The following is a 24,118-nucleotide window of genomic DNA, read 5'->3' on the forward strand; positions in this document are numbered from 1 at the left end:
ATCCGGCGGCGCTCAGGGCATCCGGGCGGCGCCGCCGAGTCCCACATCGATCACCGATCCGGTGACATAGCGCCCGGATTCGCCGACGAGATGATCGACGGCGTCGGCGACGGCTTCCGGTGGGCACCACGGAATCCGCATGGGGCTCATGCGGGCGTACCGGGGCTCGACCTCTTCCCGGGTGGGATTGTCGAGGTCGGGGGCGAACAACGAGTACAGGGCGGGGTTGTGCAGCATCGGGGTGTCCACATTGGTGGGGCATACGACATTCGCGGTGATACCGGTTTCCGCGTATTCGAGGGCGACGGATTTGACGAGGCCGATCACGCCCCATTTCGACGCCGAATAATGGGCGAGGTTCGGGGTGCCCTGCCGGCCACTCATCGAGGAGATGGCGACGATCCTGCCCCAGCCGCCGGTCATATGGGGCAGCACGGCCCGGAGACAGTGGAATGTTCCGGACAGGTTCGTGGCGAGCATATCCGACCACATGGCGTCGGTGAGTTCGGTGACCGGCGCGAATCCGACGATTCCCGCGCAGGTGACGAGGATATCGATCCTGCCCGACTGTCCGGCTACCGAGTCGGCGAAGGCGGTGACGGCGGCGGAGCCGCGGACGTCCACCACAGCGGTGTGGCAGCGCCCGCCCTCCGCGTCGATCAGCCGGGCCGTTTCGGTGAGGTCGTCGCCGGTGGACAGCGGATAGGGGGCGGTATCGCTGGGCGCGCACAGATCGGCGAGCCAGACGACCGCGCCGCGGCGGGCGAGCGCTCGGGCGACGGCGCGACCCTGGCCCCGCGCGGCACCGGTGACGATCGCGGTGCGGCCGTCGAGATCACCTTTCGCTGCGTGCATCGTCGTCCGCGCTCCCTTCGACCATCGTCTTCACCTGTGCCTTGGCGATTTTCCCGCCGGGCGCCAAGGGCATCTGCTCGAGTACACGCAGCCGTTCCGGCAGGTATTCCCGGGTGATTCCCTGCGCCCGCAGCCACGAGTTCAGTTCTGCCAGGGACAGCTCGGCTCCGGGTGCCAGGGTGACGGCCGCGCAGAGCCGTTCACCGAACAGCTCATCGGGAACCCCCACCGCCGCGACCATCTCCACCGCGGGATGTTCGCGGATGTAATCCTCCACTTCCAGTGCGGAGATGTTCTTCCCACCGCGGATGATCAGGTCTGCCAGCCGGCCCACCACGCGTAATCGGCCGGTGTCGTCGACTTCCACGATATCGCCGAGCCGGATCCAGCCGTCGTCGGTGAACAGTTCGGCGTTGGCGGCGTCGTCGTTCCAGTAGCCGGGGGAGGCGAGCGGACCGCGCACCGCGGGCTGCCCGCGCCGGATTCCCGGACCGCCTCCGGGTGTCTCGTCGAGGATGCGGACGTTCATTTCCGGGATCAGCCGTCCGCCGGTGCCCAGGCGGGTCTGCTCGTCGTCGCGGACCGTGGTGGCGCTCGCCGCGCCGGTTTCGTTGGAGCCGTAGAACTGCAGCACCAGCGCCCCGGTGGTGTCCTCGAAACGTTTGGCCTCCGCGTACGGTACGGCTTCCCCGCCGGTGAACATGACCCGCAGCGCGCCGGCCCGGGACAGTTCCCGGCCCGGGGTTTGCAGCATCATCCGGAACTGGGTGCTCACACACGCGAGGATCGTGGCGCGGTGCTCGGCCATCAGATCGATCGCCACCGCCGGGTCGAACCGGCTCATCACCAGTGCGGGCCGGCCGAGCAGCGCGGGCAGGAAATGCGAAGTCCACAGCCCGAACCCGAACGGCGCGGGCACGAACGCGGCGACGACCTCCGCGCTGCCCATCTCGGCGTTCCGGCAGGCTATCGCGGCGAAAGCGCTCCACCGGCGCTGGGTCTGCATCACGAGCTTCGGCCGCCCGGTGGTGCCGGAGGTGCTGTTGAGCAGACAGACCTCGTCGACGCAGAACTCCCGCACTGCGCGGTGATGGTTTGCCGGTGCCGCAGCGCCGTCGACGGTCACCTGCGAACCCTCGACGATCACCAGGTGCGCGGGTGTGTTGTTGCGTAACTGCAGTTCCCGCACCAACTCCGAAACCGGCACACCCCGGTTCTCGCTCGTGGTGACGAGCACGGTGGATCCCGACGCCGCCATCAGATGAGCCAGTTCCGCCGGCCCGGACCGGGCCCCGACGGCGACCGCGAGGACCCCCGCCCGGTAGGCGCCGACGAGCGTGGCGTGGAACTCGACGGTGTCGGGCAGGTACACCGTGACCGCGGGAATGCTGCCGAGGGAAAGCAGCGCCGCGCGGATACGGTCGGCGAGGTGGTCGTATCCGGCCCAGGTCGTGGTTCCGCCGGGGGTGATATAGGCGGGTTCGTCCGGGCGGGTACTGCCCCAGTGCCGGACGAGGTCGCTGACGGAGTAGCCGGTGTACGCTTCGGGGTCCGTGGTGAATCCGGGGGCGGCGGCGAGATCGGCGAGAGCGGCTGGCATCAGAGTGCTTCCTCGAGCATCCCCATGGACGCTCGGTAGGCGGTATCGAGTGCGTCGGCGCTGTTCTCCGGCTCCGAGAGCGTGCCCCGGACCATGACGTATCCACGGTCGACGATCCGGGCAACCCGGTAGAGCGCCGGTTCGGCGACGAGCACGGTGATGCCCGAATCCGCCAGTTCCCGGACCTGATCGAGCAGTTCACCGGCGATCTTGGGGGAGAGCCCAGTGGTCATCTCGTCGAGCAGCAGCGCGCGGGGCGCAACCAGCAGGGCGCGGGCGAGCAGCAGCATCTGTTGCTCGCCGCCGGACAGGACGCCGGCCAGTTGTTTCGAGCGGGTCCGCAGGATCGGGAAGCGGTCGAAGGCCGAATCGAGGACATCGTTGCGGGCGCCGAGCAGCCGGGCCCCGATCTCCAGGTTCTCCCGCACGGTCAGGCGCGGGAAGAGTTGCCGGCCCTGCGGTACGAACGCGATCCCGGCGCGCAGCCGCTGTTGCGCGGGCCCACCGTCGACACCGGTGCCGTCGACGGTGACGGTCCCGGTCGACGGCGTGCTGCCGAACACGGCGGACAGCAGGCTCGACTTGCCGGCGCCGTTCGGGCCCACCACCGCCGTGACCTCCCCGGAGCGGGCCTCGAATCCCACTTCGCGGACCGCAACGGCCTTCCCGTATCGAACGGTGAGTCTCTGCACGCTGATCATCGGGCCTCCTCGGTGGTACCGAAGTACACGGATTGCATTTCCGCGCTGTGCATACAGTCCTCTGGGCTACCGGTGAAAGCGACCGCGCCCTCGGCCAGTAGCACCACCGAATCGGCCAGTTCGGCGATGAGGTCGACATTGTGGTCCACCAGCACCACCGAATGTCCCGCGGCCCGCACCTGGTGAACGGCACGGGAGATCGCCGCGATACCTTCGGTATCGGAACCGGCGAACGGCTCGTCCAACAGCAGCACACGGGGTTCGGCGGCCATCGCGCGGGCGATTTCGACCAGGCGCTGCGAACCCAGGCCGAGACTTCCGGTGGGAACGCGGCCGGTGGTGACCCCGTACTCCGCGGCCACCGCCGCAGCCCGGTCGAGCACCGCCCGGGGCGTGCCGGCGAGCCCGCGGAGCAGAGCGCGCAGCGAGGCACCGTAGGAACCGATCGACCGGCCGACGATTCCGGGCACGATGTTCTCGACCGGGGTCAGTTCCAGTGCCAGCTGCGGATGCTGGAAGGTCCGGGCCAGACCGGCGCGGGCCCGCACTGCAGGACCGTCCGGGAGGGTACGGCCGTCGACGCGGACCGTGCCCGCGTCCGGGGTCTGGGTGCCCACGATGCAGTCGACCAAGGTGGTCTTACCGGCCCCGTTGGGGCCCACCAGGCCGAGCACGCGACCGGCGGGCAGCTCGAAACTCACGTCGTCGACCGCGGTGACGCCACCATAGTGCTTGGTCAACCCCGTCACGGACAGCAGAGCTGTGGATGCCATCGCTGTCACCTCCTGTCCATGGTCCGGGACGGTATGAGCCGCCGGAGAATCCGGTGTGCCCAGCCGATCACACCGCCGGGCGCGAGCAACAGGATCACCAGCACGACCACGGCCAGCAGCAGTTCACCCGAACCCTGATAACCGGGCATGTTCAGCGTGACGCCCACGACGATCAGTGCGCCGAGGGGAGCGCCCCACGCCGAGCCACGGCCACCGATGATCGGCATGAAGATCGCCAGGAACACCAGGTCCAGCCCGAAGGTCTCCGGCGTCACCGCCTGTACCGAGACGGTGAACAACGCGCCTCCGGTGGACGCGATCGCCGCGCCGACGGCCAGCGCCACCACGGTCAGGTGAGTCGGCGAGATCCCGGCGGACTGCACGGCCGGTGCGTTCTCCCGCGCCGCGGACAGCGACAGACCCCACGCCGACCGGCGCAGCCGGTCGATCAGCACCGCGACCGCGCAGACGAAAACGATCGCGGCCACCACCTGGGCATAACGCGGTGGCTCCCAGCCGAACAGGGACGGCACCGGAATATTCGCGATTCCGGCGGATCCGCCGGTGATCGAGGTGGCGTCGCCGAGCCAATGCTCGAAAGCGATGGCGAACAGCAGGGTTACGGCGGCGAGGTAGAAACCGGACAGCTTCCTGGTCGCCACCGCCAGGACGAGGGCGACCGCGGCGGCGATCACCATGCCGGCGAGCCAGCCCCACCACGGTGAAAGGCCTTGTTTCACCGACAGGTACGCGACCGCGTACGCGCCGATGGCCGCATAGGCGCTGTAGGCCATGGACAGTGAACCGGCCAGGACGAACGGTAGGTACATGCCCAGCGCCACCAGCGCATAGGTGGCGGCCAGGAACACGAGGTCCTGCCGGTACAGGCTGGGTCCCAGCCAGAGCAGTACCGCGGCGAGGACGGCCAGACATATACCCAGTTCCCCGAGTACGGTCCGCGCGGTGGTGGTACCGGTTCCGGTGGCCGGAGCAGTGGTCTCGGTGGTCGTGACAACAGCCATCACACCCGCACCTTTCGTTGGAACAGTCCTTCGGGCCGGAACGCGAAGAACACGAGGGCGACGAGGAAGATGGCGATCGAACTACCGGTCGCACCGAAATAGAAACTGCCGAACACCTGCACCCAGCCGAGCGCAAGCCCGCCGATCAACGGTGCCCACGGCTTTCCGGTGCCGCCGACGACCAGGGCGAGGAACCCGGTGAGCGTCCAGGACAAGCCGCTGGTGAACTGGGCGCCGGATTTGGCCGCGAAGATGATCCCCGCGATTCCGGCAATGGCGCCGGACAGGCCGAAGGCCCACAACCGGACCCGGTTCACGTTCACCCCGATCATCCGGGCCGCGTCGTGGTTGTCACCGACCGCCCGCAACAGCTGGCCCGTGGCGGTGGCACGGAGCCACAGCACGGTGGCGGCCAGTGCCACCACGGTGACCAGGATGATGGTCGCTGTCGTACCCTGCACTCCCACCGACCCGATGTGGAAATCCGGCCATCCGAGCAGATTCGGCACCGGCACCGGGGTCCGGCCGAAAACCGTGCCGGCCAGTTGCTGAATCGCGAACAGTGTCGCGGTGACCGCGACGAGGGCGGGCAGTTCGGCCCCACCGGAGCGGCGCTGCACCGGCCGGACCACCACGATCTCGGTGATCAGCGAGATACCCACTGCGACCGCGATACCCAGAATCGCACCGAGCAGGATCGGCACACCCCAGTGGGCGGACGCGTAGCCGGCGAGCAGCGCGGCAGCCATCGCGTACGGACCCGCGGCGAAGTTGAAGAACGACGCGCCCACCACGACCAGATAGATCGACAAGGCGACGAGCGCGAAGAAACAGCCGATTTCGACGGCGGCCAGCCACAACTGCGGATCGGTCATCGACCGGCTCCCTTCGGTGTGCATTCCGGCTGGTACTCGGTCCACGGGCCGGCCGGAACGTTATCGGGACCGAACTCGACGAGCACCAGACCGCAGGCCGAATCGGGGGCGATATGGTCGTCCGGCGCGAACGACAGCGTCAGCGGGGCCTGCCCGAAGCTCGCCGGAACATCGCGCACCTGCTGCATCGCTTCGTTGAGCCGCTGCCGATCGGTATGGGTTCCGGCGAGTTCGATGGCCCGCGCCAGCAGCATCACCGAGTCGTAGGCCTGTGCGTCGTAGGCGGTCAGCGAATAGTCCGGTCCCTTGACGGTGCGCAACCAGTCCTGAAGTTCCGCTGTCCGGGGGTTGTCGTCGCTCAGGCTGCCCATGTAGACGAGGCCGTCGAGCGAACCCGGTGCCGCGAGTTTCCACGATTGCGGCTGGTTTCCGATCGACGCCAGCGAGAAGCGCTGCAGCCCCGGGGCCAGCCGATGCAGCGTGTTCTGCGCGAGGAGTTCGAAATTGCCGCCGACACTCGCGACGAGCACCACATCCGGGTCGCTGTCGAGCAGCCGGCTGACCCCGGCGGTGAGGTCGGCGGTATCGACGGCGGCTTTCTGGGTGCCGACGATATCGATGCACTGCCGCAGTCTCGGCGAGAGCGTGTCGAGGATGCCCGCGATCGCCGGACTCGCATCGGCCAGTACGCCGAGCCGTTTCTTGCCCTGTGCCGCGAAGGCGCCGCAGTAGACGTCGGCGTACTGGGCCAGCGGATTGGGCACCATATACGCGTATTCGTTACCGGGCGGCCCGGCCACGGCGTCGGTCAACGCGGTGGGCGCGATGGTGACGACTTCGGTGGACTGGGATATCTGTTTGGCCTGCAGCGCCGAGCCGCTGCCCGTCGCGAGGATTATCGCCGAGGCGCCCTGATCGACCAGTTTGCGGATGATCGACGGTGTATTCGTCGGGCTGCTCTCGTCGTTCTCCACCACCAGCCGGACCTCTTTACCGCCGATCCCGCCCGCGGCGTTGAGCCGGTCCACCGCGGCCCGCACGGTGTTCCCGGCGATCGTCGAATACGACGCTCCCGGTCCGGTCGAATCCTCGTCCATTCCGATGACGATGTAGTCGTCCACCGGTTCGCGGACCTGGGCGCAGCCCGCGGGCACCAATGCCGCGGCGAGCACCCAGGCGAAGGCCCGGGCACGTCTCATGAGACCACCACCAATCAAGCAAACGCTTGGGTATTACCAAGCAGATGCTTGAGAGTGTGTCGTGCGCCACTGTGTCTGTCAACGGGTTGTCGCGCCCCGGACGGCGCCGGATATCGCTACGAGCCGGTGAGCAGGGATTTCGTCAATGCCGCGAGCTGACGCTCGATCCGGTCGAGCCGATCGGCGATCATCCGGGTGTCATCGGCCGGGCGGCCGATCGCGCGCGCATCCGGTGCGGCACCGCCGTCGACGAAGGCGGCCACGACGGTGTCGGTCACCTCGTCGCGCCGCTCGGCCAGATGCTCCCGGTGATAGCGGATCGACCACCACACGCCCTCGCGCAGCATCCGCGCGAATTCCACGGGGTCGAGCCCGGCGCGCAGTTCCCCGGCCGCACCGGCCCGCGTCGCCGCGTCGATCCAGAAGGTATGCGCCTCGCGGACCGCGTGCGCGATGGCCTCCGGCGCATCCGGGCCGTGATAGGCCCGCTCGTTCTGGTAGATCTCGGTGGCGTACGGATGCGCCTGCGCGATCTCGATCGACGAGTACACCAGCGCCCGCAGTTCCTCGCGCATCCCGCTCACATGCGGCAGCACGGACCGGTAGCGGGCATTGAGATCGGTGAGGAAATCGTCGAGGATCGCATACGCGATCGCGTCCTTGGACGGGAAATGGTGATACAGGCTGCCGGACAACATCCCGACACCCTCGGCGATATCCCGGACGCTGGTTCCCGCCACTCCGTTCTCGACGAAAAGCCCGGCGGCCACACGTTTGATCTGGTCTCGGCGGTTCACCACCCGCTCATGCTTACCGCCGGCGCCGGCGGCTGTCGAGCGGCCACGCACGCCGGGATCGCCGGCCGCGGCCGTCCCGGCGCCGCCGCGGCGGTCAGGCGACCGGTGCCGACCGCTCCAGACCGGGGATCTCGCCGTTGCGGAAGGCGTCGACGAAAAGTTCGTGGTCCGCGCGGGTGCGGTGGGCGTAGGACTGGCCGAAAGCCACCATATCGGCGACGAAATCCTCTTCCGCGGAACCGATGGCCGCGATGATCGCCTCCTCGCTCTGGAATTCGACGAGAGTCTGCTCGGAATCGGCGTCGGAGACACAATGCATCCCCGCGGTGGCCTGGCCGAGGTATTCGATCACCGGCTGCATCTCCTTCGGCTCGGTGAGATCGGACCAGTCGAGATCGTCGACATACGGGGACAGTTCGGAGACCACGTAGCCCGCCCCGTCGACCTCGGTGTAGCCGAGCCACGGGTCGGCGTGGGCTTGCAACGCGCGCTGGGAGACGGCGGTGCGATGCCCGTGGTGCCGGAAGTAGTCCCGGATTCGCTCGTCCCGCACGATCCGGCTGGGTGCGGCCACATTGCCCTGTTTCATCGACAGGATCACGTCGTTCTCCAGGGCCTCGGTCTGCCCCTCCACAAGAATGTTGTAGGCGGGCAGGCCGGCCGACCCGATGCCGAAACCCTTGCGGCCCACGACATCCTTGACCCCGTAGGTGATACTCCGGAAACGCTTGTGCTCCGGGATGGTTTCGAGATATCGGGTGAACGCGTCCAAGACGAGTGCGCGTTCCGCGTCGTCCACCGCCCGGACATCTTTGCCGCGGCGGAACCGGCGTTCGTAGTTCTCGATCACCGTGGTGCTCGCCAGTAGCGCGGTGCGAGTATTCATCCGGGCATCGAGCAATACATCGTGCACCGGGCCCTCCGTATTGCGCAGATGCAGTTTGAAATCCTGCTCGTCGCGGGTGCCGTCGTGGAAAGCGCGCACCATACGTACATACGAACGCACATAGGTCGCGATCAACGCCTCGATATCGGCATCGGAAACCGCCTTGCGGCGGGCCAGCAACGCGACGCTGGCGCAGAACCGTTTGATATCCCAGGTGAACGACCCGAGATAGGCTTCGTCGAAATCGTTGACGTCGAAGACGAATTGGCCCGCCGAATCCATATAGGTGCCGAAGTTCTCCGCGTGCAGATCGCCCTGGATCCAGATCCGGCCGGTGCGCTCATCGGCCCACCGGTCCTCGGTGGTCGCCATATCGTTGTAGAACAGGCAGGCCGACCCGCGATAGAAGGCGAACGGATTATCGGCCATCTTGCGGAACTTCTTGCGGAACGCGCCCGGGTCGGCGGCGATCATATCCCCGAAGGCCTCGGTGAAGACCTCGACGATCTCGGCCCTGCGGTCCTGCGCATTGCGCTCGTTCGTCCCGTTCTGCGTACCCACGGCTGCGGCTCGATCCTCTCCTCGGTAAGTCGTCGCCCCCGGGCGCCCGGACCGGGCGGCGGAGTCGGCGAGTTCGATCGTGCCAGAACATCCCCGGCCACGCCCGCCCCGCCGGTGACCACGTGTCGCGCGGCGCCGGGCCTGTTCTCAGGGCGCGGATTTGCCGGTGCAGTGTTGTCGTGCACACCCCGCCGTGCCCGCGGGACGGCTATCGCCGATATGCGGCGCCCGGGTGATCCGCGGCCAGCCGTGGACCGGCGCCGCCGAGTCTTTCCCGCAAGGTGCTGCGTCCGGTGCGTTCCGGGACCCGGCCGCGGCGGCGCAGTTCCGGCACCACGAGGCGGGCGAACTCGGCGAACGTTCCCGGTGTTGTCACATATGCGATGTTGAAGCCGTCGATATCGGCCTCGTCGGCCCAGCGTTCCAATTCGTCGGCGATATCGCCGGGCGAGCCGGCCACCACCGGGCCGCGGCCGCCGATCCCGAGTTCGGTGGCCAGATCGCGCGGGGTCCAGGTGCGGGCCGGATCGGCGGTGAAGGAGGTCAATGCCGAGCGGTTGGCGTCGGTTTCGATATGACGCAACGGCCGGTCGGGATCGGCCTCGGCCAGGTCCACCCCCGTCCACCCGCCGAACAGCGCGAGCGCGCCGTCGAGGCTTGCGTATCCCTGGTAGGACCGCAGCTCGTCCAGCGCCTGCTGCCGGGTCTCGGCGACGATCGGGGTGAGCATGGTGAACACCTTGATCGAACGGGGGTCGCGGCCGAGTTCGGCGGCCGCGGTACGCAGCGCCTGTACCGGGCGGCGCACCACTTCGGGGTTGGGTCCGGAGACGAATACGGCCTCCGCGTGCGCGGCAGCGAACCGGACCCCGCGCGGCGAGGCACCGGCCTGGAACAGGGTCGGGGTGCGCTGCGGCGACGGTTCACACAGGAACGGGCCGGGCACCGTGAAATAGCGGCCCTTGTGCCCGATATCGTGCACCTTCGCCGGATCGGTGTAGACGCCCCGGTCCGGGTCCCGTTGTACCGCGTCGTCTTCCCAGGACGACTCCCACAGTTTGTAGCAGACCTCGAGGTATTCCTCGGCGATCTCGTACCGTTCGTCGTGCGGAATCTGGCCGCTCAGACCGAGGTTGCGCGCGGCACTGTCCAGATACGAGGTGACGATATTCCACGCGACCCGGCCCTCGGTGAGGTGGTCGAGCGTGCTGAGCCGCCGGGCCAGCGCGTACGGCTGTTCGTAGGTGAGCGAGACGGTGACACCGAATCCGAGCCGTTCGGTGACCGCGGCCATCGCCGAGACCGCCAGGGTCGGATCGTTCACGGGGAACTGCGCGGCGTCGGCGACCGCGGCATCCCGCGAACCGCCGTACACATCGTAGACGCCGAGGACATCGGCCAGGAACAGCGCGTCGAAGCCGCCGTCCTCGAGCAGGCGGGCCAGGCCGGTCCAGTAGCCGAGTTCGCGGTACCGGTGTCCCTGGTCGGCGGGATGTTTCCACAGTCCCGGTGATTGGTGGCCGACGCAGGCCATATCGAAGGCGTTGAGGTATATGCGTTTCACCGGGCCTCCCCGAGATCGTCTCGATAGGTCTCCCGGGCCGCCACCGCCGCGAGCGCGGTGAGCGCGGACAGTACGACGAAATACGCGACGATCAGCCACGGCTGCCCACCGCCGGCGACCAGCAGCGCGGCCGCGATGAGCGGCGCGAATCCGCCGGACAGTACCGCCCCGATGTGATAGCCGAGCGAGGTGCCGCTGTACCGGACCCGGGTATCGAACAGTTCGGCGAACCAGGCGGCCTGCGGCCCGTACATCGCATCGTGCAGGACGTTGACGCCGAAGACGATCGCCGCGACGATCGCGACCTCCGATCCGCTGTGCACCGCCAGAAAGAACAATGTGAGCGCGACCGGCCCGCCCACCGCACCGAACAGATACAGCGGCCGCCGCCCGACCCGGTCCGACAGCCACGACCACAGCGGGGTACTGATCAAGCCGAGCGCCGAGGCGATCAGGACGGCTACCAGGCCTACCTGGGTGTCCTTGCCGAGTTCGTCCTGGATGTAGGTCAGCGAATACGTGGTCAGCAGAACGAACAGGCCGATCTGGGAAAGCCGTAAACCGGTGGTGAGTACGACATTCCGCGGTTGAGTGCGCAGCACCTCGACGACGGGGAGCCGCGCCACCTCGTCCCGTTCGCGCAGCCGGTCGAAGATCTGCGCATCGGTGAGCCGCAGCCGGATGAGCAATCCGATCACCACCAGCACCACGCTGAGCAGGAACGGGATCCGCCACAATCCGTCGAGGAATGCCTGCTCGCCGGACAAGGACCGGACGAGATAGAAGACACCCGTCGCCAGCAACATCCCCGCCGGCGAGCCGAGCTGGGTGAAACTGCCGTACCAGCCACGCTGCCCGCACGGCGCATGTTCGACCGACAGCAGCGCCGCACCACCCCATTCGGCGCCGACCGCCAGTCCCTGCAGCACGCGCAGCGTCGCCAGCAGCGCGGGAGCGACCAGACCGGCCTGCGCGTAGGTGGGCAGCAGGCCGATGGCGGTGGTGGTCGCGCCCATCAGCAGTAACGCACCCACCAGCACGGCTTTGCGCCCGATCCGGTCGCCGAGGTGCCCGGAGATGATCGCGCCCACCGGGCGGGCGCCGAACCCGGCGGCGTACGTCGCGAAGGTGGCGAGCGTGCCCGCGGTGGACGAAACATTCGGGAAGAACAACGGTTTGAACACCAGGGCGGCGGCGGTCGCGTAGAGGTAGAAGTCGTACCACTCGATGGTGGTGCCGATCATGCTCCCGAATGCCACGGTCCGCGGTGCCGGCCGCGCGGCAGGCGGGTCCTCCGGACGGCTGATCACGGTACTCACCGGCGAGAAACTAGCGCGGGGTACTCCCGGGGGACAGGCTTCTTCTCGCTGTGATCGCAACCCGCCGCTCGCGGCGGCCGAGCCATGGCCGACCGGCCGGAAAGCCCTGGGAGCGGCTGCGATGGCGTCTCGGCGAAGGGGTGCTCACCCGCGTGGGCTCAGTCCGGCTGTGGCGAGCCGGAAGAGGTGGTGGGCCCGCGGGGCGGGATCGGGAAGGGTTTCGGTGGCCAGGGTGATGCCGATGATGAGGGTGATCAGATCGGCGATGGTGACGTCCGGTGCGACCGCTCCGTCGCGGATCGCGCGGCGCAGGAGTGGTTCGCCGGCCTCGTGAATGGTTGCCGCGCAAGAGTTCTCGTGCACGGAATCGGTGGTGTCGTCGTAGGACAACGCGGCCGCGAGCCCTCGGGCCGTGACGCAGTACGTGACGACATCGCCCAGCCATTCGAGCAGGGCCGTACGGCTGTCGCCCGCGTCCGTCAGTTCGTGCGCGCGCCCGCGCAGGACCTCGACCCGTCCCTTCGACACGGCCTCGAGGAGCGCGCGACGCGTGGGGAAGTGCCGGCGCACCGTGGCCGATCCGACCTCGGCGGTGCGCGCGATCTGCTCGAGCGAGGCTGCGGCGCCGTGCGTGGCGACCTCGGCCTCGGCCACCGCGAGTATGCGGGCGTAGTTGCGACGGGCGTCGGCGCGCTGCTGGTCCGGCATCGCATTCCTCTCGATGTTGCTAAGTGGCGGGCCCCGCCGTATTCTAGCGGAAGCTAAACGGCGGGTCCCGCCATTTAGCTGTCGGCAACGTTGGAGGAGAAATCATGTCCGCAGAGTCCGCGCCCGTTCTGGTCACCGGCGCCACCGGTAAACAGGGCGGTGCCACTGCCCGCGCCCTGCTCGCCGCGGGTGTTCCCGTTCGAGCCCTGGTTCGCGATCCGGCCACCGGACCGGCCCGGGCGGTAGCCGCGCTGGGCGCCGAGCTGGTCACGGGCGATCTGGGCGATCGTGATTCCCTGGTCCGGGCCGCGACAGGCGTCGGTACGGTTTTCTCGATACAGCAGGCCCCGCTGACGGCGAGCGGTTTCGATTTCACCGCCGAATTCGATCAGGCGGTGAACCTGATCGACGGTGCCCGGGCGGCCGGAGTGCCCCAGTTCGTCCATACGTCGGTTTCCGGTTCGGACGGGAATACTCGTATCCCCGGTTTCGCCGAAGGTCGCTGGCCGTCGCTGGTGGCACCGCTGAACACCAAGTTCGCGATCGAGGAGCGGGTGCGCGCGGCCGGTTTCGACCGCTGGACGATACTGAAGCCGGGCTTCTTCATGGAGAATTTCCTGCCCACAATGGCCTTCCTGTTCCCCCGGGGAATCGAGGGTGGCCTGGTGAGTGTCCTGAAACCGGACACGCGGCTGTCGCTGGTCGCGGTGGCCGATATCGGCCGGGCAGCGGCCGCCGCTGTTGCCGAACCGGAGCGCTTCGACCGGGTGGAACTGGAACTGGCCAGCGACTATCTGTCGATGGCCGAGATCGCGGACGTCCTCTCGTCCGTGCTCGGCGTGACACTGACCCCTCCGGATATGACGGAGGAACAGGCGCTGGCGGCCGGTATGCCGGAGATGGGTGCTTCGCACGCGTTCATGAACGTGGAAGGGCAGCCGGCCCGCCCGGAATACGCACGCGCCCTGGGAATCCCGCTCACCGGCTTCGCGACCTGGGCGCAGGAGCACCTGCGAGCGTCGTAGAGTGCGCCCGGCGGCGTGGCCAGGTGCCGGTGGGGCGGCGGTCCGGTGCGGGTTCGCCGGCGTATGGGTTGACGCCACGCCTCTTCGCGGATACTGTCGTGCTCCTCATGGGTACTTTGTTGTTCTTCCTGTAATCACAGCCGACGCGTCGAGCGCCGCTCTCCGAGTGTGCCTCCGCGTTCCCTTCCCACAACGTCTTCCGGTTTCGTACCGGCTCGCCGGCGTGTGGGTTCCCGTGATCACGGCCGTCGGCCGAGAACAGGAGGACATTCATGCTCACTGCTGCTGCTCAACTCACCCTCACCGAAACCACCAAACGTTACGGTGACCGCACCGTCCTGGACCGTGTGTCGCTCTCGATCCGCCCAGGTGAAACAGTCGGTGTCGTCGGCGACAACGGGTCGGGTAAATCCACGGTGCTGCGGCTGCTCGCGGGGCGGGAACTGCCCGACAACGGTGAGGTCGTGGTCGCGGCTCCGGGCGGGATCGGCTACGTTCCGCAGACGCTGGAACTGCCGGGCACCGCGACCGTCGCCGACGCGATCGACCTGGCGCTGGCCGATATCCGCGAGCTGGAATCCCGATTGCGTTGTGCGGAAACGCAATTGGGTACCGGCGAGGCGCTCGAGGCGCAACTGGACCGGTATGCGCGACTGCAGGCGGCATTCGAGGCCCGCGGCGGTTATCAGGCCGATCGCCGTGTCGATATCGCGCTGGCCGGGCTCGGGTTGCCGGGGCTGGCGCGGGACCGCCTGCTGGGGACCCTCTCCGGTGGGGAACGGTCCAGGCTCGTCCTGGCGGCCACGCTGGCGGCGGCGCCGGAACTGCTGCTGCTCGACGAGCCCACCAACGACCTGGACGACGCCGCGGTGGCGTGGCTGGAGAAATATCTGCGCGGCCACCGGGGCACCGTCGTCGCGGTCACCCACGACCGGGTGTTCCTGGAGCGGATCACCGAGGTGGTGCTGGAGGTCGCGGACGGGCGGATCGCCCGGTTCGGTGACGGATACGACGGTTATCTGCGCGCCAAGGCGGCGCAACGGCGCCGGATGGCCGAGGACCATCAGCGATGGAAGGAGGAACTGGCCCGCAACCGCCGGCTGGCGGATTCGAATGTCACCCGGTTGGAGGCGATTCCGCGCAAACTTCCGCTGGCCGTGTTCGCCGCGGGGCCCTTCCGGACGCGCGGGCGCGACCACGGTGCACGCGCCCGCATCCGCAACGCCAAGGAGCGGCTCGACCGGCTCTCGGCCAACCCGGTCGCCGCGCCACCGGACCCGCTGAGTTTCACGCCGGAACTGGACAACCATGCGCCCGTAGCGGACGGTCCGGTCGCCCGGCTGACCGATGTGGTCGTGCCCGGACGGCTCGAGGTGGGCGAGATTTCCCTCGCTCCCGGCGAGCGGTTGCTGGTCACGGGACCCAACGGCGCGGGTAAGACCACACTGTTGCGGTTGCTGGCCGGGGAGCTGGCAGCGGACAGCGGGTCGGTCCGGGTGTGCGGCCGGGTCGGGTATCTACGACAGGAGGAGGTTCCCTGGCCCGCGGAGATGACCGTGCTGCAGGCGTTCGCCTACGGCCGCCCCTGGTATCCGGCGGAGTACGCGGACGAACTGCTGCGCCTGGGACTGTTCCGGCCCGAGGACCTCGGGCTGCGTGTCGGTGAGCTGTCGTACGGGCAGCGCCGGCGAATCGAACTGGCGCGCTTGGTGAGCGACCCGGTCGATCTGCTGCTGCTCGACGAGCCGACCAACCATCTGTCCCCGGCGCTGGTCGAGGAACTGGAGGAGGCGCTGACCGGGTATCCGGGTGCGCTGGTGGTGGTCACCCACGACCGGCGGATGCGGGAGCGCTTCCGGGGCACCCGGATGGAGATCCGGGACGGGGTGTGCCCGGGAATCGGTGCGGCGGTGGCGCGAACGGCGTGAGGTGGATAGGGGCGGCGGATGAGCGTGCCCATCGGCTATCGGTGCGGGGTGTCGAGCACATATTGTCGTGCTCGACACCCACTGCCGGCCGACCGCTGACGGTGGACGCCCGCCCGGCACCGGGCCTGTCGAGGATCGGAGAACGATGGACCCGAGACGGATCGAGCTCAACCGCCGGCACAGCCGGGAGATGGGTGCGCTGTACCGGCAGTTCCTGGATGCTCATCCGGACCCCGCGTTCGGCGAAATACCCATGACCCAGGCGGAGGATGTGGCCTGGGGCGCCTACAGTGCCGAATTGCTCGCCCGGCAGCAGGCCGAGCGTACCGCGCTGGCGGACCGGCTCGAGGCCGAATTCAGTCCGCTATCGCCTCCGCGAGTTCCTCCACCTCACGAATGACCGGGGCGGGGACGCGGACCTCGCCGGGCGTGTAGGTCACCGAGCGGAGGCGGCCGGAGAAACGGAACGGGCCGCGCCGTTCGCGCAGCTCCCAGACGACCGGGCCGCGGGCGTCGACCCCGACCGAGATCCCGGTCCAGGGCGCCATCCCGACCAGCTGGAACTGGTTGTCGAGGGTGGCGATCTCGGTGGTGTTCCCGGCCGTATCGGTGACTGCGACAACGAAATTCCAGCGCACGGTTTCGGTGGCCGTCGCCCGCACCCGGACGCCCACCACGCCCGCGGGCAGCGGTGCCGAGGTCCGGGCTACGCGGCCGTAGCTGTTCAGCGCGAAGACGAGCTGTCCGTCTTCCACATAGAGGATGTATCCGCCGTGCGGGTCACCGTGGGCGACCAGTACACCCTCGGTGCCTGCGGTGATCTCGTCGGTGACGACGTCGATGGTGAAGTCCCGGTACTGGATCAGCACACTCGACCGGTACCGCTCCAGGGGCGGGGTTCCGGCGAGGATTTTCACCGGTTCGGCCAGGCGGCGCTCCGCGGGGCGGCGCGCGACCGCGCGCCGGTCGTTGATCAGTGGGAAGACGGTGTTGTGCCAGGCGGCGCGGTCCCAGGCAGCGGCGAGTTCGCGCACCTTCTCGGGGTACAGGTGTGCGATATCGGTGGTTTCGGCCGGATCCGATTCGACGTCGAAGAGCTGCCATTGCGGATCGTCCACGCGGGCCGGGTCGGTGTGCAGGGAGAGCAGCTTCCAGCCGTCGCGGTAGAACCCGCGGTGGCCGCCGAATTCGGCGTACTGCTCGGTATGCGGGGTCGCGGCGGTGGCGTCGCGCAGCACCTCGGCGATACTGACGCCGTCCCGTTCCCGGGCGGGGCGGCCGTGCCGGTGAGTGGGTGTCCGCAGGCCCGCGAGGTCGAGCAGGGTGGGGGTGATATCGGTGACGTAGGAGTACTGCTTGCGCAGTCCGCTGTCCCCGTCGGGCCGGGGCAGGCCCGCGGGCCAGGAGATCAGGAACGGCACCCGCACACCACCGGCGAAGGTTTGTCCCTTGTAGAAGCGGAACGGTGTGTTGGAGGCCTGCCCCCAGCCGCGCGGATAGTGGACGCCGATCTTGCCGGTGCCGATCAGTTCCTCGTCGAGGGGGACATCGCGCACCCAGTCCTGAGGTACGGGACCGTGCACGAACTGGCTGAAATACGAGCGGGTGCCCGCCGCGCCGCCCTCCGCGGTGCCGCCGTTGTCCGAGGTGAACACGATGATCGTGTTATCGGTTTCGCCGAGCTCGTCGAGGGTGTCGAGGATCGCGCCGACGCTCTGGTCGATACTGTCGACCATCGCCGCGTACACCTCCTCGTACCGGACGAAGCGCCGCTGCTCCTCTTCGCTGAGCTCCTCCCACGGCGGGGCGTCGAAACCGGGTTCGGTATTGCGCTCGGCCATCGCCGTATCCGGCGCGAAGAAGCCCGCCGCCTGCTGGGCTTCGAAGCGTTTACGCCGGATCTCGTCCCAGCCCTCCGCATACCGGCCGCGATATTTCGCCAGGTCCTCCGGTTTCGCCTGATGGGGTCCGTGCATCGCGATATGGGCGAAGTAGAGGAAGAACGGTTTCTCGGCGTCGTGGGCGCGCAGGCTTTTGATCTGTGCCACCGCCCGTTCGGTGATGTCGTCGGTGACGTAGTAGTCCGCCGGGTACTCCTCGATATCGACCACGGAATTATCGGCGATCAGTTCGTTCGGATAGAAGAAGGAGTTCATTCCTTCGAGCGACCCGTAGTAGGTGTCGAAACCGCGCTGCAGCGGCCAGGAATCGCGGGTGCGCCCCGGAGCGAGGTTGGTGTCACGGGCCAGATGCCATTTGCCGACGGCGTGGGTCGCGTATCCGTTGGCGCGCAGGATTTCCGCCAGGCTCAGTACGTCGTCGGCCAGCTCGAGTCGCAGGCCGGGATAGCCGGGGTCGGAGTTGGCGACGGTACCGTAGCCGGCGCGGTGCGGGTTCAGGCCGGTGAGCAGCGCGGCGCGGGCGGGAGAGCACACCGAGGTGGTGTGGTAGTTCGACAGCCGGTATCCGCTGCCGGCGAGCCGGTCGAGGTTGGGTGTGTCGATCTCGGAGCCGAACGGGCCGATATCCGAGTAGCCCATATCGTCGATCAGGACGACCACGATATTGGGTGCCCCGGCGGGCGCTGTGGTTTCCGGTGCCCACCAGGGCGTGGATTCCGCACTGGTGCGCGCTATATGCCCGCCGAAACCCTCGTATCCTCGTGCGTGGGCGGGAATACTCGAATCCGTCACTGTGGCAGTTCCTTTCACGCGGAGGCGGTACCCCGCCGAGACGGGGAAATATCTCGGCACGGAGAACTATTTCCCGCTCGAGCCCGGAAAATATTACGTTTGCTCACGACCTCCCCGAGTAGTTGAAATCGTGGCGATTCCAACCACCGGTTTTGTTTGTCGGCGCGCTCGGGCCGGTGCTAACTTCCATTCCATGGGAACCGCGACCACCTGCTGCCACCGCGCCGATGCGCGGTCCTGCTGCCGTAGCTGACCCGATCCGCTTCCGGCCTCCGGCGCCCGCGGAACCATTCCTTCTTCGCGTCTCGTTCTCCCCAGACTCCTGGGATCACCGCTAGGACACGACCATGTTCTCCCGCCTCCTCCTCTCCGTGTCCGCTCTCGCGGCAGTGGCCGCTCTGCTCACCGGGTGCACCTCGGCGGTCGCATTGCAAAAAGCCGGGACCGCCACCGAACTCGAACCCGGTCAGGAAGTGCCCGTCGGCGGTACCGCGCGGATCGGCGTGGACCGCGACCTGGTGCCGGCGAGTTTTCTGTTCATCACCAACAACCCGGTCAACGGTGGTGTGGCGGCGAATGTCTTCGACACCCTCGTGAGCTACTCCGGCGGCAGCCTCGAACCACATCCGCGGCTGGCCACCGCATGGCAGCTCTCCGGTGACGGGCGGCGGCTCGAACTCACCTTGCGCGACGACGTCCGGTTCCACAACGGCAAACAGTTCACCTCCGCGGACGTCGCGTTCACCCTGCGCACCCTCACCGACCCCGGCTGGAACGCCCAGTTCCGCCGGACCGCGGCAACCATCACCGCCTTCGACACCAGCGACCCGTTCCGGATCGGGCTCACCCTGGCACAGCCGACGGGCAATATCTTCGATCTGCTGTCGGTCGCCCCGATCATCGACGCACAAACTCTCGCCCGTTTGAAGGAGGGCCGCGAATTCAACGGGACCGGGCCGTTCCGGTTCGTCTCCTGGCAGCCGAAGGTCGGGCTGTCGATACGCCGCAACGACGACTATTGGGGTGCGAAAGCGCCGCTCGACGGCGCGACGTTCACGGTGGTCACCGATGAGCAGGCGCTGGTGACGAAACTGCGGACCGGCCAGCTCGACGCCGCCTACGGGGTGTCGCCGCTGGACGCCGAACTCGCCGTCTCCCGCGGTGGGTTCCGCAGCCACTTGCTGGAGGGATCGGAGGGCAACCAATACGTCGGGATCAATCTCGCCAACCCGGCCCTGCGCGACGTGCGCCTACGCCAGGCGATCGCGTACGCCATCGACCGCGACCGGATCCTCACCGACGTCTACCGCGGCAACGGGTACGCGTCGAGTCTGCCCTGGCCGCGCACCTCACCCGCCTACAACGAGCAGGACGCCGGCACCTACCGGCGCGATGTGGACCGGGCGCGCGCGCTCGTCGCCGAGATCGGGACCGTCCCACCGATCCCGCTGAACTACCAGGCCGGCCGGACCGACCGGATCATCGCAGAAATCATCCAGTCCAACCTCGCCGATGCCGGTATCGAGGTCCAGCTGGTGCCCACCGATGCGGCGCAGATGCTCAGCCTGCTCGTCGCCGGCCGGTTCCCGGGATTATGGGTGGTCCAGCACGGGTTCGCGCAGATGACACCGTCGACGCTGGCGGTCGCCGCGTATCCGTTCAACGCGGCGAAGAACGCGTCGAACTTCGTGGACGCGGGGTACCAGGCGCATGCGGTCGCGGCGTGGAAACAGCAGGATCCGACCTCACCGGAGGCCATCGCGGCCTACCGCGCGCTGAATCGCGATCTGCTCGACGCACTGTTCCTCGTGGAGATCGGGGTGATCCAGCCCGAGGTGGTGACGTCTACGGCCATCGGCGGTTTCGCCTGGACCCGGACCATCGATCCGGATCTGCGCTCGGCCTACCTTCTCCGCAGCTAGCCCACGACAGGAAACGATCATGGTGACCTATCTGGTTCGGCGGCTCCCGTCGGCCGTTCTCGTACTCTTTCTGGCGTCGATCCTGGTTTTCGCCGTCCTCCGGCTGGTTCCGGGCAGCCCGGAGGTGACCCTGGCCGGTGCGGACGCGACCCCGGAACAACTCGCCGCGGTCCGCGCCGATCTCGGCCTCGACCGCCCGCTCGCGGCGCAGTACCTGTCCTGGCTCGGTGATCTGCTCACCTTCGACCTCGGCACGTCCTATCTCGTCGGCGGCTCCATCGCCGAGCTCATCTCCTACGGTGCGCAGAACACGGTGGTGCTCACGCTCGCCGCGTTACTGCTGGCTGTCGTTTTCGCGCTGACGGTGAGCACCGCATCGGTGATCTTCCGCAGCCGGATCCTGAACGCGGTGGTCACGGTGAGCAATTCGCTCGCGGCGGCGCTGCCGATCTTCATCACCGGCACGCTACTGGTGCTCCTGTTCGGGATCCTGTGGCCGATCCTCCCGTCCGGCGGTACACCACCGGACGGGTTCTTCACCCGCCCTGATCTCGCGGTGCAGTATCTGCTGCTGCCGGCGCTCACGCTCGCCGTCCCCGCCGGGGCCGCGCTGACCCGGTTCCTGGTGGAGGCGCTGCATACCGAGCTGCGCCAGCCCTATACGGCCACCGCGCAGGCGCTCGGAGTGAGCCGCCGCCGGATCGTGCTGGCGCACGCACTGCCGAATGCGCTGCCGTCGGTGCTCACCGTTCTCGGGCTCACCATCGGCGGCCTGCTCGGCGGCGCCGTACTGGTGGAATCGATCTTCGTCTGGCCCGGTCTCGGGCTACTCGCCGAGGAAGCGATCAACAGCCGCGACTACCCGCTCGTCCAGGTCCTGCTCATTCTGTCCGTCGCGGTGTTCGTGGTGTTGCAGCTGCTCACCGATATCGCGCACGCCTGGCTCGATCCCCGTATCCGGCTCGGAGGTGCCGCATGAGCGAGTCAGGCCCGGAGAAGGCAGCGGAGCGTAACCACGGAGGGCCCTCGCACATGCGCGATGGACAGAGCATGAGTGAATTGATCGATCGCGAACCTACCGTCGAGTCGCCCGCCGCGGGCTTGGATATCGCCCCGGGGCTGATACCGGAGACGCCGGCCGATCGTGATCCGCGCGGAACGGCGGAGCCGCTGTGGCGCACGGTATTACACGGGCGCGGGCTCCTGGGCCTCACACTCGTGGGGATCGTGGCGTTCCTCGGTGTGTTCGCCCCTGTCCTGGCACCGTTCGCCCCGGACGAGCAACTCGACGCCGCGTTCCTGCTCGGGCCGAGCGGCACGCACTGGCTCGGTACCGACGATGTGAACCGGGATGTGCTGTCGCGGGTCCTGTTCGGTATCCGCGCCGATCTGCTGATCGTTTTCGTCGCCGTGCCCGTCGGCGCGATCCTGGGGTCGCTTCTCGGTGTGCTCGCCACCGTCCGCGGGTTCACCGACGTCGTGGCACAGCGGGTTTTCGATGTGATCCTCGCGTTCCCCGCACTGATCCTCGCGATCGCGCTGGCGGCCGTCCTCGGTCCCGGTGTCCGCGCGATCGTGGTGGTGATCGTCCTCGCCGAGATCCCGGTTTTCGGCCGGCTGGTGCGGACCTCGGTGCTGAAGGTCCGCGAACTGCCCTACGTGGAGGCCGCGGTTGTCACGGGGGCGAGTACCTGGTGGGTGTTGCGTAAGCATGTGCTGCCCAATTCGATCGAACCACTCGGTGTGCAACTGGCCCTGTCGATGTCGATCGCGGTGTTCATCGAAGCGGCGATGAGCTACCTCGGCATCGGTGTCGTCCCGCCGGACCCGTCGCTCGGTTCGATCCTCGGCGACGGTAACCGCTACCTCGAGATCAACCCCCTGTTCGCCGCCGGACCCCTGGTCGTGGTGTCCGCGCTGACCCTCGGCTTCCTGCTGATCTCCCAGGCCTTCGCATCCGCGCGACGCCGGTGAGAAAGGACTTCCCGTGACCGCCGCCCCCAGCACCCCCGCCCTCGAGGTCACCGACCTGCAGGTGACCTTCAGCCACCCGCGCCCCGCCGTCCGCGGTATCGGCCTGCGCGTCGACCGCGGTGAGATCGTCGCGCTCGTCGGCGAATCCGGGTCCGGTAAGACCATGACCGCCCGCGCCGCGATCGGCCTGCTTCCGGAGACCGCGACCGCCGCCGGTTCCGTCCGCGTCGACGGGGCCGAGATCATCGGTGCCGGTGAACGCGACCTGGACGCCCTGCGCGGCTCCCGGGTGGCGATGGTGTTCCAGGAACCGCAGACCGCCCTGAACCCCGTGCGCACCGTGGGATGGCTACTGGGCGAGGCGTTACGCGCCCACGGCCTGCGCGACCGGAAACAGATCCGGGCCCGCGCCGTCGAACTGCTCGCCCTCGTCGAGATCCCCGAACCGGAGAAGCGCGTCGGCTATTACCCGCACCAGCTGTCGGGTGGGCAGAAGCAGCGCGTCGTCATCGCGCTGGCGCTGGCCAACGATCCCGTGCTGTTGCTGGCCGACGAACCGACGACCGCGCTCGACGTCACCGTGCAGGCCGAGATCCTCGCCCTGCTGCGGCGCCTGCGTGACCGCACGAACGCCGGCATCTTGATCATCACCCACAACCTGGGCGTCGTCGCCGATATCGCCGACCGCGTCGTCGTACTCCAGCTCGGTGAGGTCGTCGAATCCGGGGAGGTCGAGGAGCTGTTCGCCCGGCCCCGCCACGCCTACACCCGGCACCTGCTGGACTCGGTGCTGCGGTTACCCGACGCCGATCCGGGCCCCGCGGCGCCGCCCGCCGGACGAAACGCGGCCGCGCCGGCCCCGTTGCTCGAGGTGACGGATCTGTCCGTGGTGTACCCGGGACGTGGCGGCCGCCCGCCGTTCCGCGCGCTCACCGATATCTCCCTGACCCTCGCGGCCGGGGAGGTCCTCGGCGTGGTAGGTGAATCGGGTTCCGGTAAAACCACGCTGGGCCGTACCATCGGTGGGCTCGTACCGGCCACGAGCGGAACGATCACCCTCGACGGCCACGATCTCGCCACCACCCGAGGTGCCGGGCTACGGGCGCTGCGCCGCCGGCTGGCCTTCGTCCCCCAGGATCCGGCGGCGTCCCTCGACCCCCGGTTCACCGTCGCCGAAAGCATTGCCGAACCCCTGGCGATCCACGGCGTCGGCGACCGCGCGAGCCGCCGGAAGAAGGTGGACGAGCTGCTGTCCGCGGTACGGCTGCCGACAGCATTCGCCACCCGGCTGCCGTCCGAACTGTCCGGTGGCCAGCGCCAGCGGGTCGCGCTGGCCCGCGCCCTCGTCCTGGAACCGGCGCTGCTGATCGCCGACGAACCTACCAGCGCCCTCGACGTCTCGGTACAGGCCGATGTGCTCGCCTTGTTCGCGACCCTGCAGCAAGAGTGGGGTTTCGCCGCCCTTTTCATCAGCCACGACCTCGCCGTCGTCGAACGGGTGGCCACCACCGTGGCCGTCCTGCGCGCCGGTGAACTCGTCGAAACCGGACCCGCGACCGGCGTACTCACCCGGCCGCGCCACGACTACACCCGGCGCCTGGTCGCCGCCGTGCCGGTTCCCGACCCCGCGGTCCAGCGCAGCCGGCGACCGGCGCCCATCGGATAGCAGAGCGCGGTCCGCTCGCCCTCCGCGGCGAGGCGGGGTGATACCGCCTC

At 68.4% G+C, this 24,118-nt stretch carries 20 protein-coding genes; 7 read left to right on the plus strand and 13 right to left on the minus strand.

All coding sequences use genetic code 11. From position 1 onward, the window contains the following. Positions 1 to 12: 12 nt before the first annotated feature. The 12 genes from ACQEVO_RS11135 to ACQEVO_RS11190 all read right to left on the minus strand — a co-directional run bounded on the left by ACQEVO_RS11135 (position 13) and on the right by ACQEVO_RS11190 (position 12,860). Entirely contained in the window at positions 13 to 855 is an 843-nt protein-coding gene (locus ACQEVO_RS11135; protein ID WP_432911830.1) for a mycofactocin-coupled SDR family oxidoreductase, read from the minus strand. Then, positions 836 to 2,455, minus strand: coding sequence for a class I adenylate-forming enzyme family protein (locus ACQEVO_RS11140; protein WP_432911832.1), 1,620 nt, complete (start codon positions 2,453 to 2,455; stop codon positions 836 to 838). The genes ACQEVO_RS11135 and ACQEVO_RS11140 overlap by 20 nt, the downstream gene beginning before the upstream one ends. After that, positions 2,455 to 3,156, minus strand: coding sequence for an ABC transporter ATP-binding protein (locus ACQEVO_RS11145; protein ID WP_432911834.1), 702 nt, complete (start codon positions 3,154 to 3,156; stop codon positions 2,455 to 2,457). Before ACQEVO_RS11145 ends, ACQEVO_RS11140 begins: the two co-directional genes overlap by 1 nt. Continuing rightward, positions 3,153 to 3,929: an ABC transporter ATP-binding protein gene (locus tag ACQEVO_RS11150; RefSeq protein WP_432911837.1), complete on the minus strand. Its 777-nt coding sequence runs from the start codon at positions 3,927 to 3,929 to the stop codon at positions 3,153 to 3,155. The genes ACQEVO_RS11145 and ACQEVO_RS11150 overlap by 4 nt, the downstream gene beginning before the upstream one ends. Before the next feature lie 5 nt (positions 3,930 to 3,934). Further along, the gene (locus ACQEVO_RS11155; RefSeq protein WP_432911840.1) at positions 3,935 to 4,951 is read right to left on the minus strand and encodes a branched-chain amino acid ABC transporter permease; all 1,017 of its coding nucleotides are present in this window, start codon (positions 4,949 to 4,951) and stop codon (positions 3,935 to 3,937) included. Further along, positions 4,951 to 5,826, minus strand: a complete 876-nt coding sequence (locus ACQEVO_RS11160) for a branched-chain amino acid ABC transporter permease (protein WP_432911843.1) — start codon at positions 5,824 to 5,826, stop codon at positions 4,951 to 4,953. Before ACQEVO_RS11160 ends, ACQEVO_RS11155 begins: the two co-directional genes overlap by 1 nt. Continuing rightward, positions 5,823 to 7,025: an ABC transporter substrate-binding protein gene (locus ACQEVO_RS11165; protein ID WP_432911845.1), complete on the minus strand. Its 1,203-nt coding sequence runs from the start codon at positions 7,023 to 7,025 to the stop codon at positions 5,823 to 5,825. The genes ACQEVO_RS11160 and ACQEVO_RS11165 overlap by 4 nt, the downstream gene beginning before the upstream one ends. Before the next feature lie 116 nt (positions 7,026 to 7,141). Continuing rightward, positions 7,142 to 7,825, minus strand: coding sequence for a TetR/AcrR family transcriptional regulator (locus tag ACQEVO_RS11170; RefSeq protein WP_432911848.1), 684 nt, complete (start codon positions 7,823 to 7,825; stop codon positions 7,142 to 7,144). 91 nt (positions 7,826 to 7,916) lie between these two features. Beyond that, complete coding sequence (locus ACQEVO_RS11175; RefSeq protein ID WP_432922567.1) at positions 7,917 to 9,182, minus strand: DUF2252 domain-containing protein; 1,266 nt, start codon at positions 9,180 to 9,182, stop codon at positions 7,917 to 7,919. Positions 9,183 to 9,477: 295 nt separating this feature from the next. Then, the gene (locus ACQEVO_RS11180; protein ID WP_432911850.1) at positions 9,478 to 10,833 is read right to left on the minus strand and encodes an LLM class flavin-dependent oxidoreductase; all 1,356 of its coding nucleotides are present in this window, start codon (positions 10,831 to 10,833) and stop codon (positions 9,478 to 9,480) included. Further along, the gene (locus ACQEVO_RS11185; protein ID WP_432922570.1) at positions 10,830 to 12,077 is read right to left on the minus strand and encodes an MFS transporter; all 1,248 of its coding nucleotides are present in this window, start codon (positions 12,075 to 12,077) and stop codon (positions 10,830 to 10,832) included. Before ACQEVO_RS11185 ends, ACQEVO_RS11180 begins: the two co-directional genes overlap by 4 nt. A 219-nt stretch (positions 12,078 to 12,296) precedes the next feature. Further along, the gene (locus ACQEVO_RS11190) at positions 12,297 to 12,860 is read right to left on the minus strand and encodes a TetR/AcrR family transcriptional regulator (protein ID WP_432911853.1); all 564 of its coding nucleotides are present in this window, start codon (positions 12,858 to 12,860) and stop codon (positions 12,297 to 12,299) included. Between the two features lie 104 nt (positions 12,861 to 12,964). Here ACQEVO_RS11190 and ACQEVO_RS11195 point away from each other — a divergent pair, with 104 nt between their 5' ends. From ACQEVO_RS11195 to ACQEVO_RS11205, 3 genes are all read left to right on the plus strand, one after another. Then, complete coding sequence (locus ACQEVO_RS11195) at positions 12,965 to 13,885, plus strand: NmrA family NAD(P)-binding protein (protein ID WP_432911856.1); 921 nt, start codon at positions 12,965 to 12,967, stop codon at positions 13,883 to 13,885. 272 nt (positions 13,886 to 14,157) lie between these two features. Then, complete coding sequence (locus tag ACQEVO_RS11200) at positions 14,158 to 15,813, plus strand: TlrC/CarA/OleB/SrmB family ABC-F type ribosomal protection protein (RefSeq protein ID WP_432911858.1); 1,656 nt, start codon at positions 14,158 to 14,160, stop codon at positions 15,811 to 15,813. A 145-nt stretch (positions 15,814 to 15,958) separates the two neighbouring features. Continuing rightward, positions 15,959 to 16,213 (plus strand): hypothetical protein, encoded by a 255-nt coding sequence (locus tag ACQEVO_RS11205; RefSeq protein WP_432911861.1) that lies wholly within the window; start codon positions 15,959 to 15,961, stop codon positions 16,211 to 16,213. On the opposite strand, the gene ACQEVO_RS11210 is transcribed toward ACQEVO_RS11205, so the two are convergent. Beyond that, positions 16,170 to 18,506 (minus strand): arylsulfatase, encoded by a 2,337-nt coding sequence (locus tag ACQEVO_RS11210; RefSeq protein WP_432911864.1) that lies wholly within the window; start codon positions 18,504 to 18,506, stop codon positions 16,170 to 16,172. The two genes, ACQEVO_RS11205 and ACQEVO_RS11210, sit on opposite strands and share 44 nt — an antisense overlap. Before the next feature lie 347 nt (positions 18,507 to 18,853). Between ACQEVO_RS11210 and ACQEVO_RS11215 the strand changes: the two genes are divergently transcribed. From ACQEVO_RS11215 to ACQEVO_RS11230, 4 genes are all read left to right on the plus strand, one after another. Continuing rightward, positions 18,854 to 20,428 (plus strand): ABC transporter substrate-binding protein, encoded by a 1,575-nt coding sequence (locus ACQEVO_RS11215; protein WP_432911867.1) that lies wholly within the window; start codon positions 18,854 to 18,856, stop codon positions 20,426 to 20,428. Positions 20,429 to 20,447: 19 nt separating this feature from the next. Further along, entirely contained in the window at positions 20,448 to 21,407 is a 960-nt protein-coding gene (locus ACQEVO_RS11220; RefSeq protein ID WP_432911869.1) for an ABC transporter permease, read from the plus strand. Positions 21,408 to 21,478: 71 nt separating this feature from the next. After that, a complete protein-coding gene (locus ACQEVO_RS11225) occupies positions 21,479 to 22,402 on the plus strand; it encodes an ABC transporter permease (protein ID WP_432911871.1) in 924 nt (307 codons plus the stop codon). A 13-nt stretch (positions 22,403 to 22,415) separates the two neighbouring features. Continuing rightward, positions 22,416 to 24,068, plus strand: a complete 1,653-nt coding sequence (locus tag ACQEVO_RS11230; protein WP_432911874.1) for a dipeptide ABC transporter ATP-binding protein — start codon at positions 22,416 to 22,418, stop codon at positions 24,066 to 24,068. Positions 24,069 to 24,118: the final 50 nt, after the last annotated feature.

Source organism: Nocardia sp. CA-290969 (genome assembly GCF_050936135.1).
Taxonomy (GTDB): domain Bacteria; phylum Actinomycetota; class Actinomycetes; order Mycobacteriales; family Mycobacteriaceae; genus Nocardia.

What these genes read in the sequence shown, in the direction of transcription:
- ACQEVO_RS11185 (WP_432922570.1), bottom strand. Translation starts at nt 12,077, where the DNA reads ATGATCGGCACCACCATCGAGTGGTACGACTTCTACCTCTACGCGACC.
- ACQEVO_RS11135 (WP_432911830.1), bottom strand. Translation starts at nt 855, where the DNA reads ATGCACGCAGCGAAAGGTGATCTCGACGGCCGCACCGCGATCGTCACC.
- ACQEVO_RS11195 (WP_432911856.1), top strand. Translation starts at nt 12,965, where the DNA reads ATGTCCGCAGAGTCCGCGCCCGTTCTGGTCACCGGCGCCACCGGTAAA.
- ACQEVO_RS11190 (WP_432911853.1), bottom strand. Translation starts at nt 12,860, where the DNA reads ATGCCGGACCAGCAGCGCGCCGACGCCCGTCGCAACTACGCCCGCATA.
- ACQEVO_RS11205 (WP_432911861.1), top strand. Translation starts at nt 15,959, where the DNA reads ATGGACCCGAGACGGATCGAGCTCAACCGCCGGCACAGCCGGGAGATG.
- ACQEVO_RS11155 (WP_432911840.1), bottom strand. Translation starts at nt 4,951, where the DNA reads ATGGCTGTTGTCACGACCACCGAGACCACTGCTCCGGCCACCGGAACC.
- ACQEVO_RS11145 (WP_432911834.1), bottom strand. Translation starts at nt 3,156, where the DNA reads ATGATCAGCGTGCAGAGACTCACCGTTCGATACGGGAAGGCCGTTGCG.
- ACQEVO_RS11175 (WP_432922567.1), bottom strand. Translation starts at nt 9,182, where the DNA reads ATGATCGCCGCCGACCCGGGCGCGTTCCGCAAGAAGTTCCGCAAGATG.
- ACQEVO_RS11160 (WP_432911843.1), bottom strand. Translation starts at nt 5,826, where the DNA reads ATGACCGATCCGCAGTTGTGGCTGGCCGCCGTCGAAATCGGCTGTTTC.
- ACQEVO_RS11215 (WP_432911867.1), top strand. Translation starts at nt 18,854, where the DNA reads ATGTTCTCCCGCCTCCTCCTCTCCGTGTCCGCTCTCGCGGCAGTGGCC.
- ACQEVO_RS11200 (WP_432911858.1), top strand. Translation starts at nt 14,158, where the DNA reads ATGCTCACTGCTGCTGCTCAACTCACCCTCACCGAAACCACCAAACGT.
- ACQEVO_RS11165 (WP_432911845.1), bottom strand. Translation starts at nt 7,025, where the DNA reads ATGAGACGTGCCCGGGCCTTCGCCTGGGTGCTCGCCGCGGCATTGGTG.
- ACQEVO_RS11225 (WP_432911871.1), top strand. Translation starts at nt 21,479, where the DNA reads ATGAGTGAATTGATCGATCGCGAACCTACCGTCGAGTCGCCCGCCGCG.
- ACQEVO_RS11140 (WP_432911832.1), bottom strand. Translation starts at nt 2,455, where the DNA reads ATGCCAGCCGCTCTCGCCGATCTCGCCGCCGCCCCCGGATTCACCACG.
- ACQEVO_RS11150 (WP_432911837.1), bottom strand. Translation starts at nt 3,929, where the DNA reads ATGGCATCCACAGCTCTGCTGTCCGTGACGGGGTTGACCAAGCACTAT.
- ACQEVO_RS11220 (WP_432911869.1), top strand. Translation starts at nt 20,448, where the DNA reads ATGGTGACCTATCTGGTTCGGCGGCTCCCGTCGGCCGTTCTCGTACTC.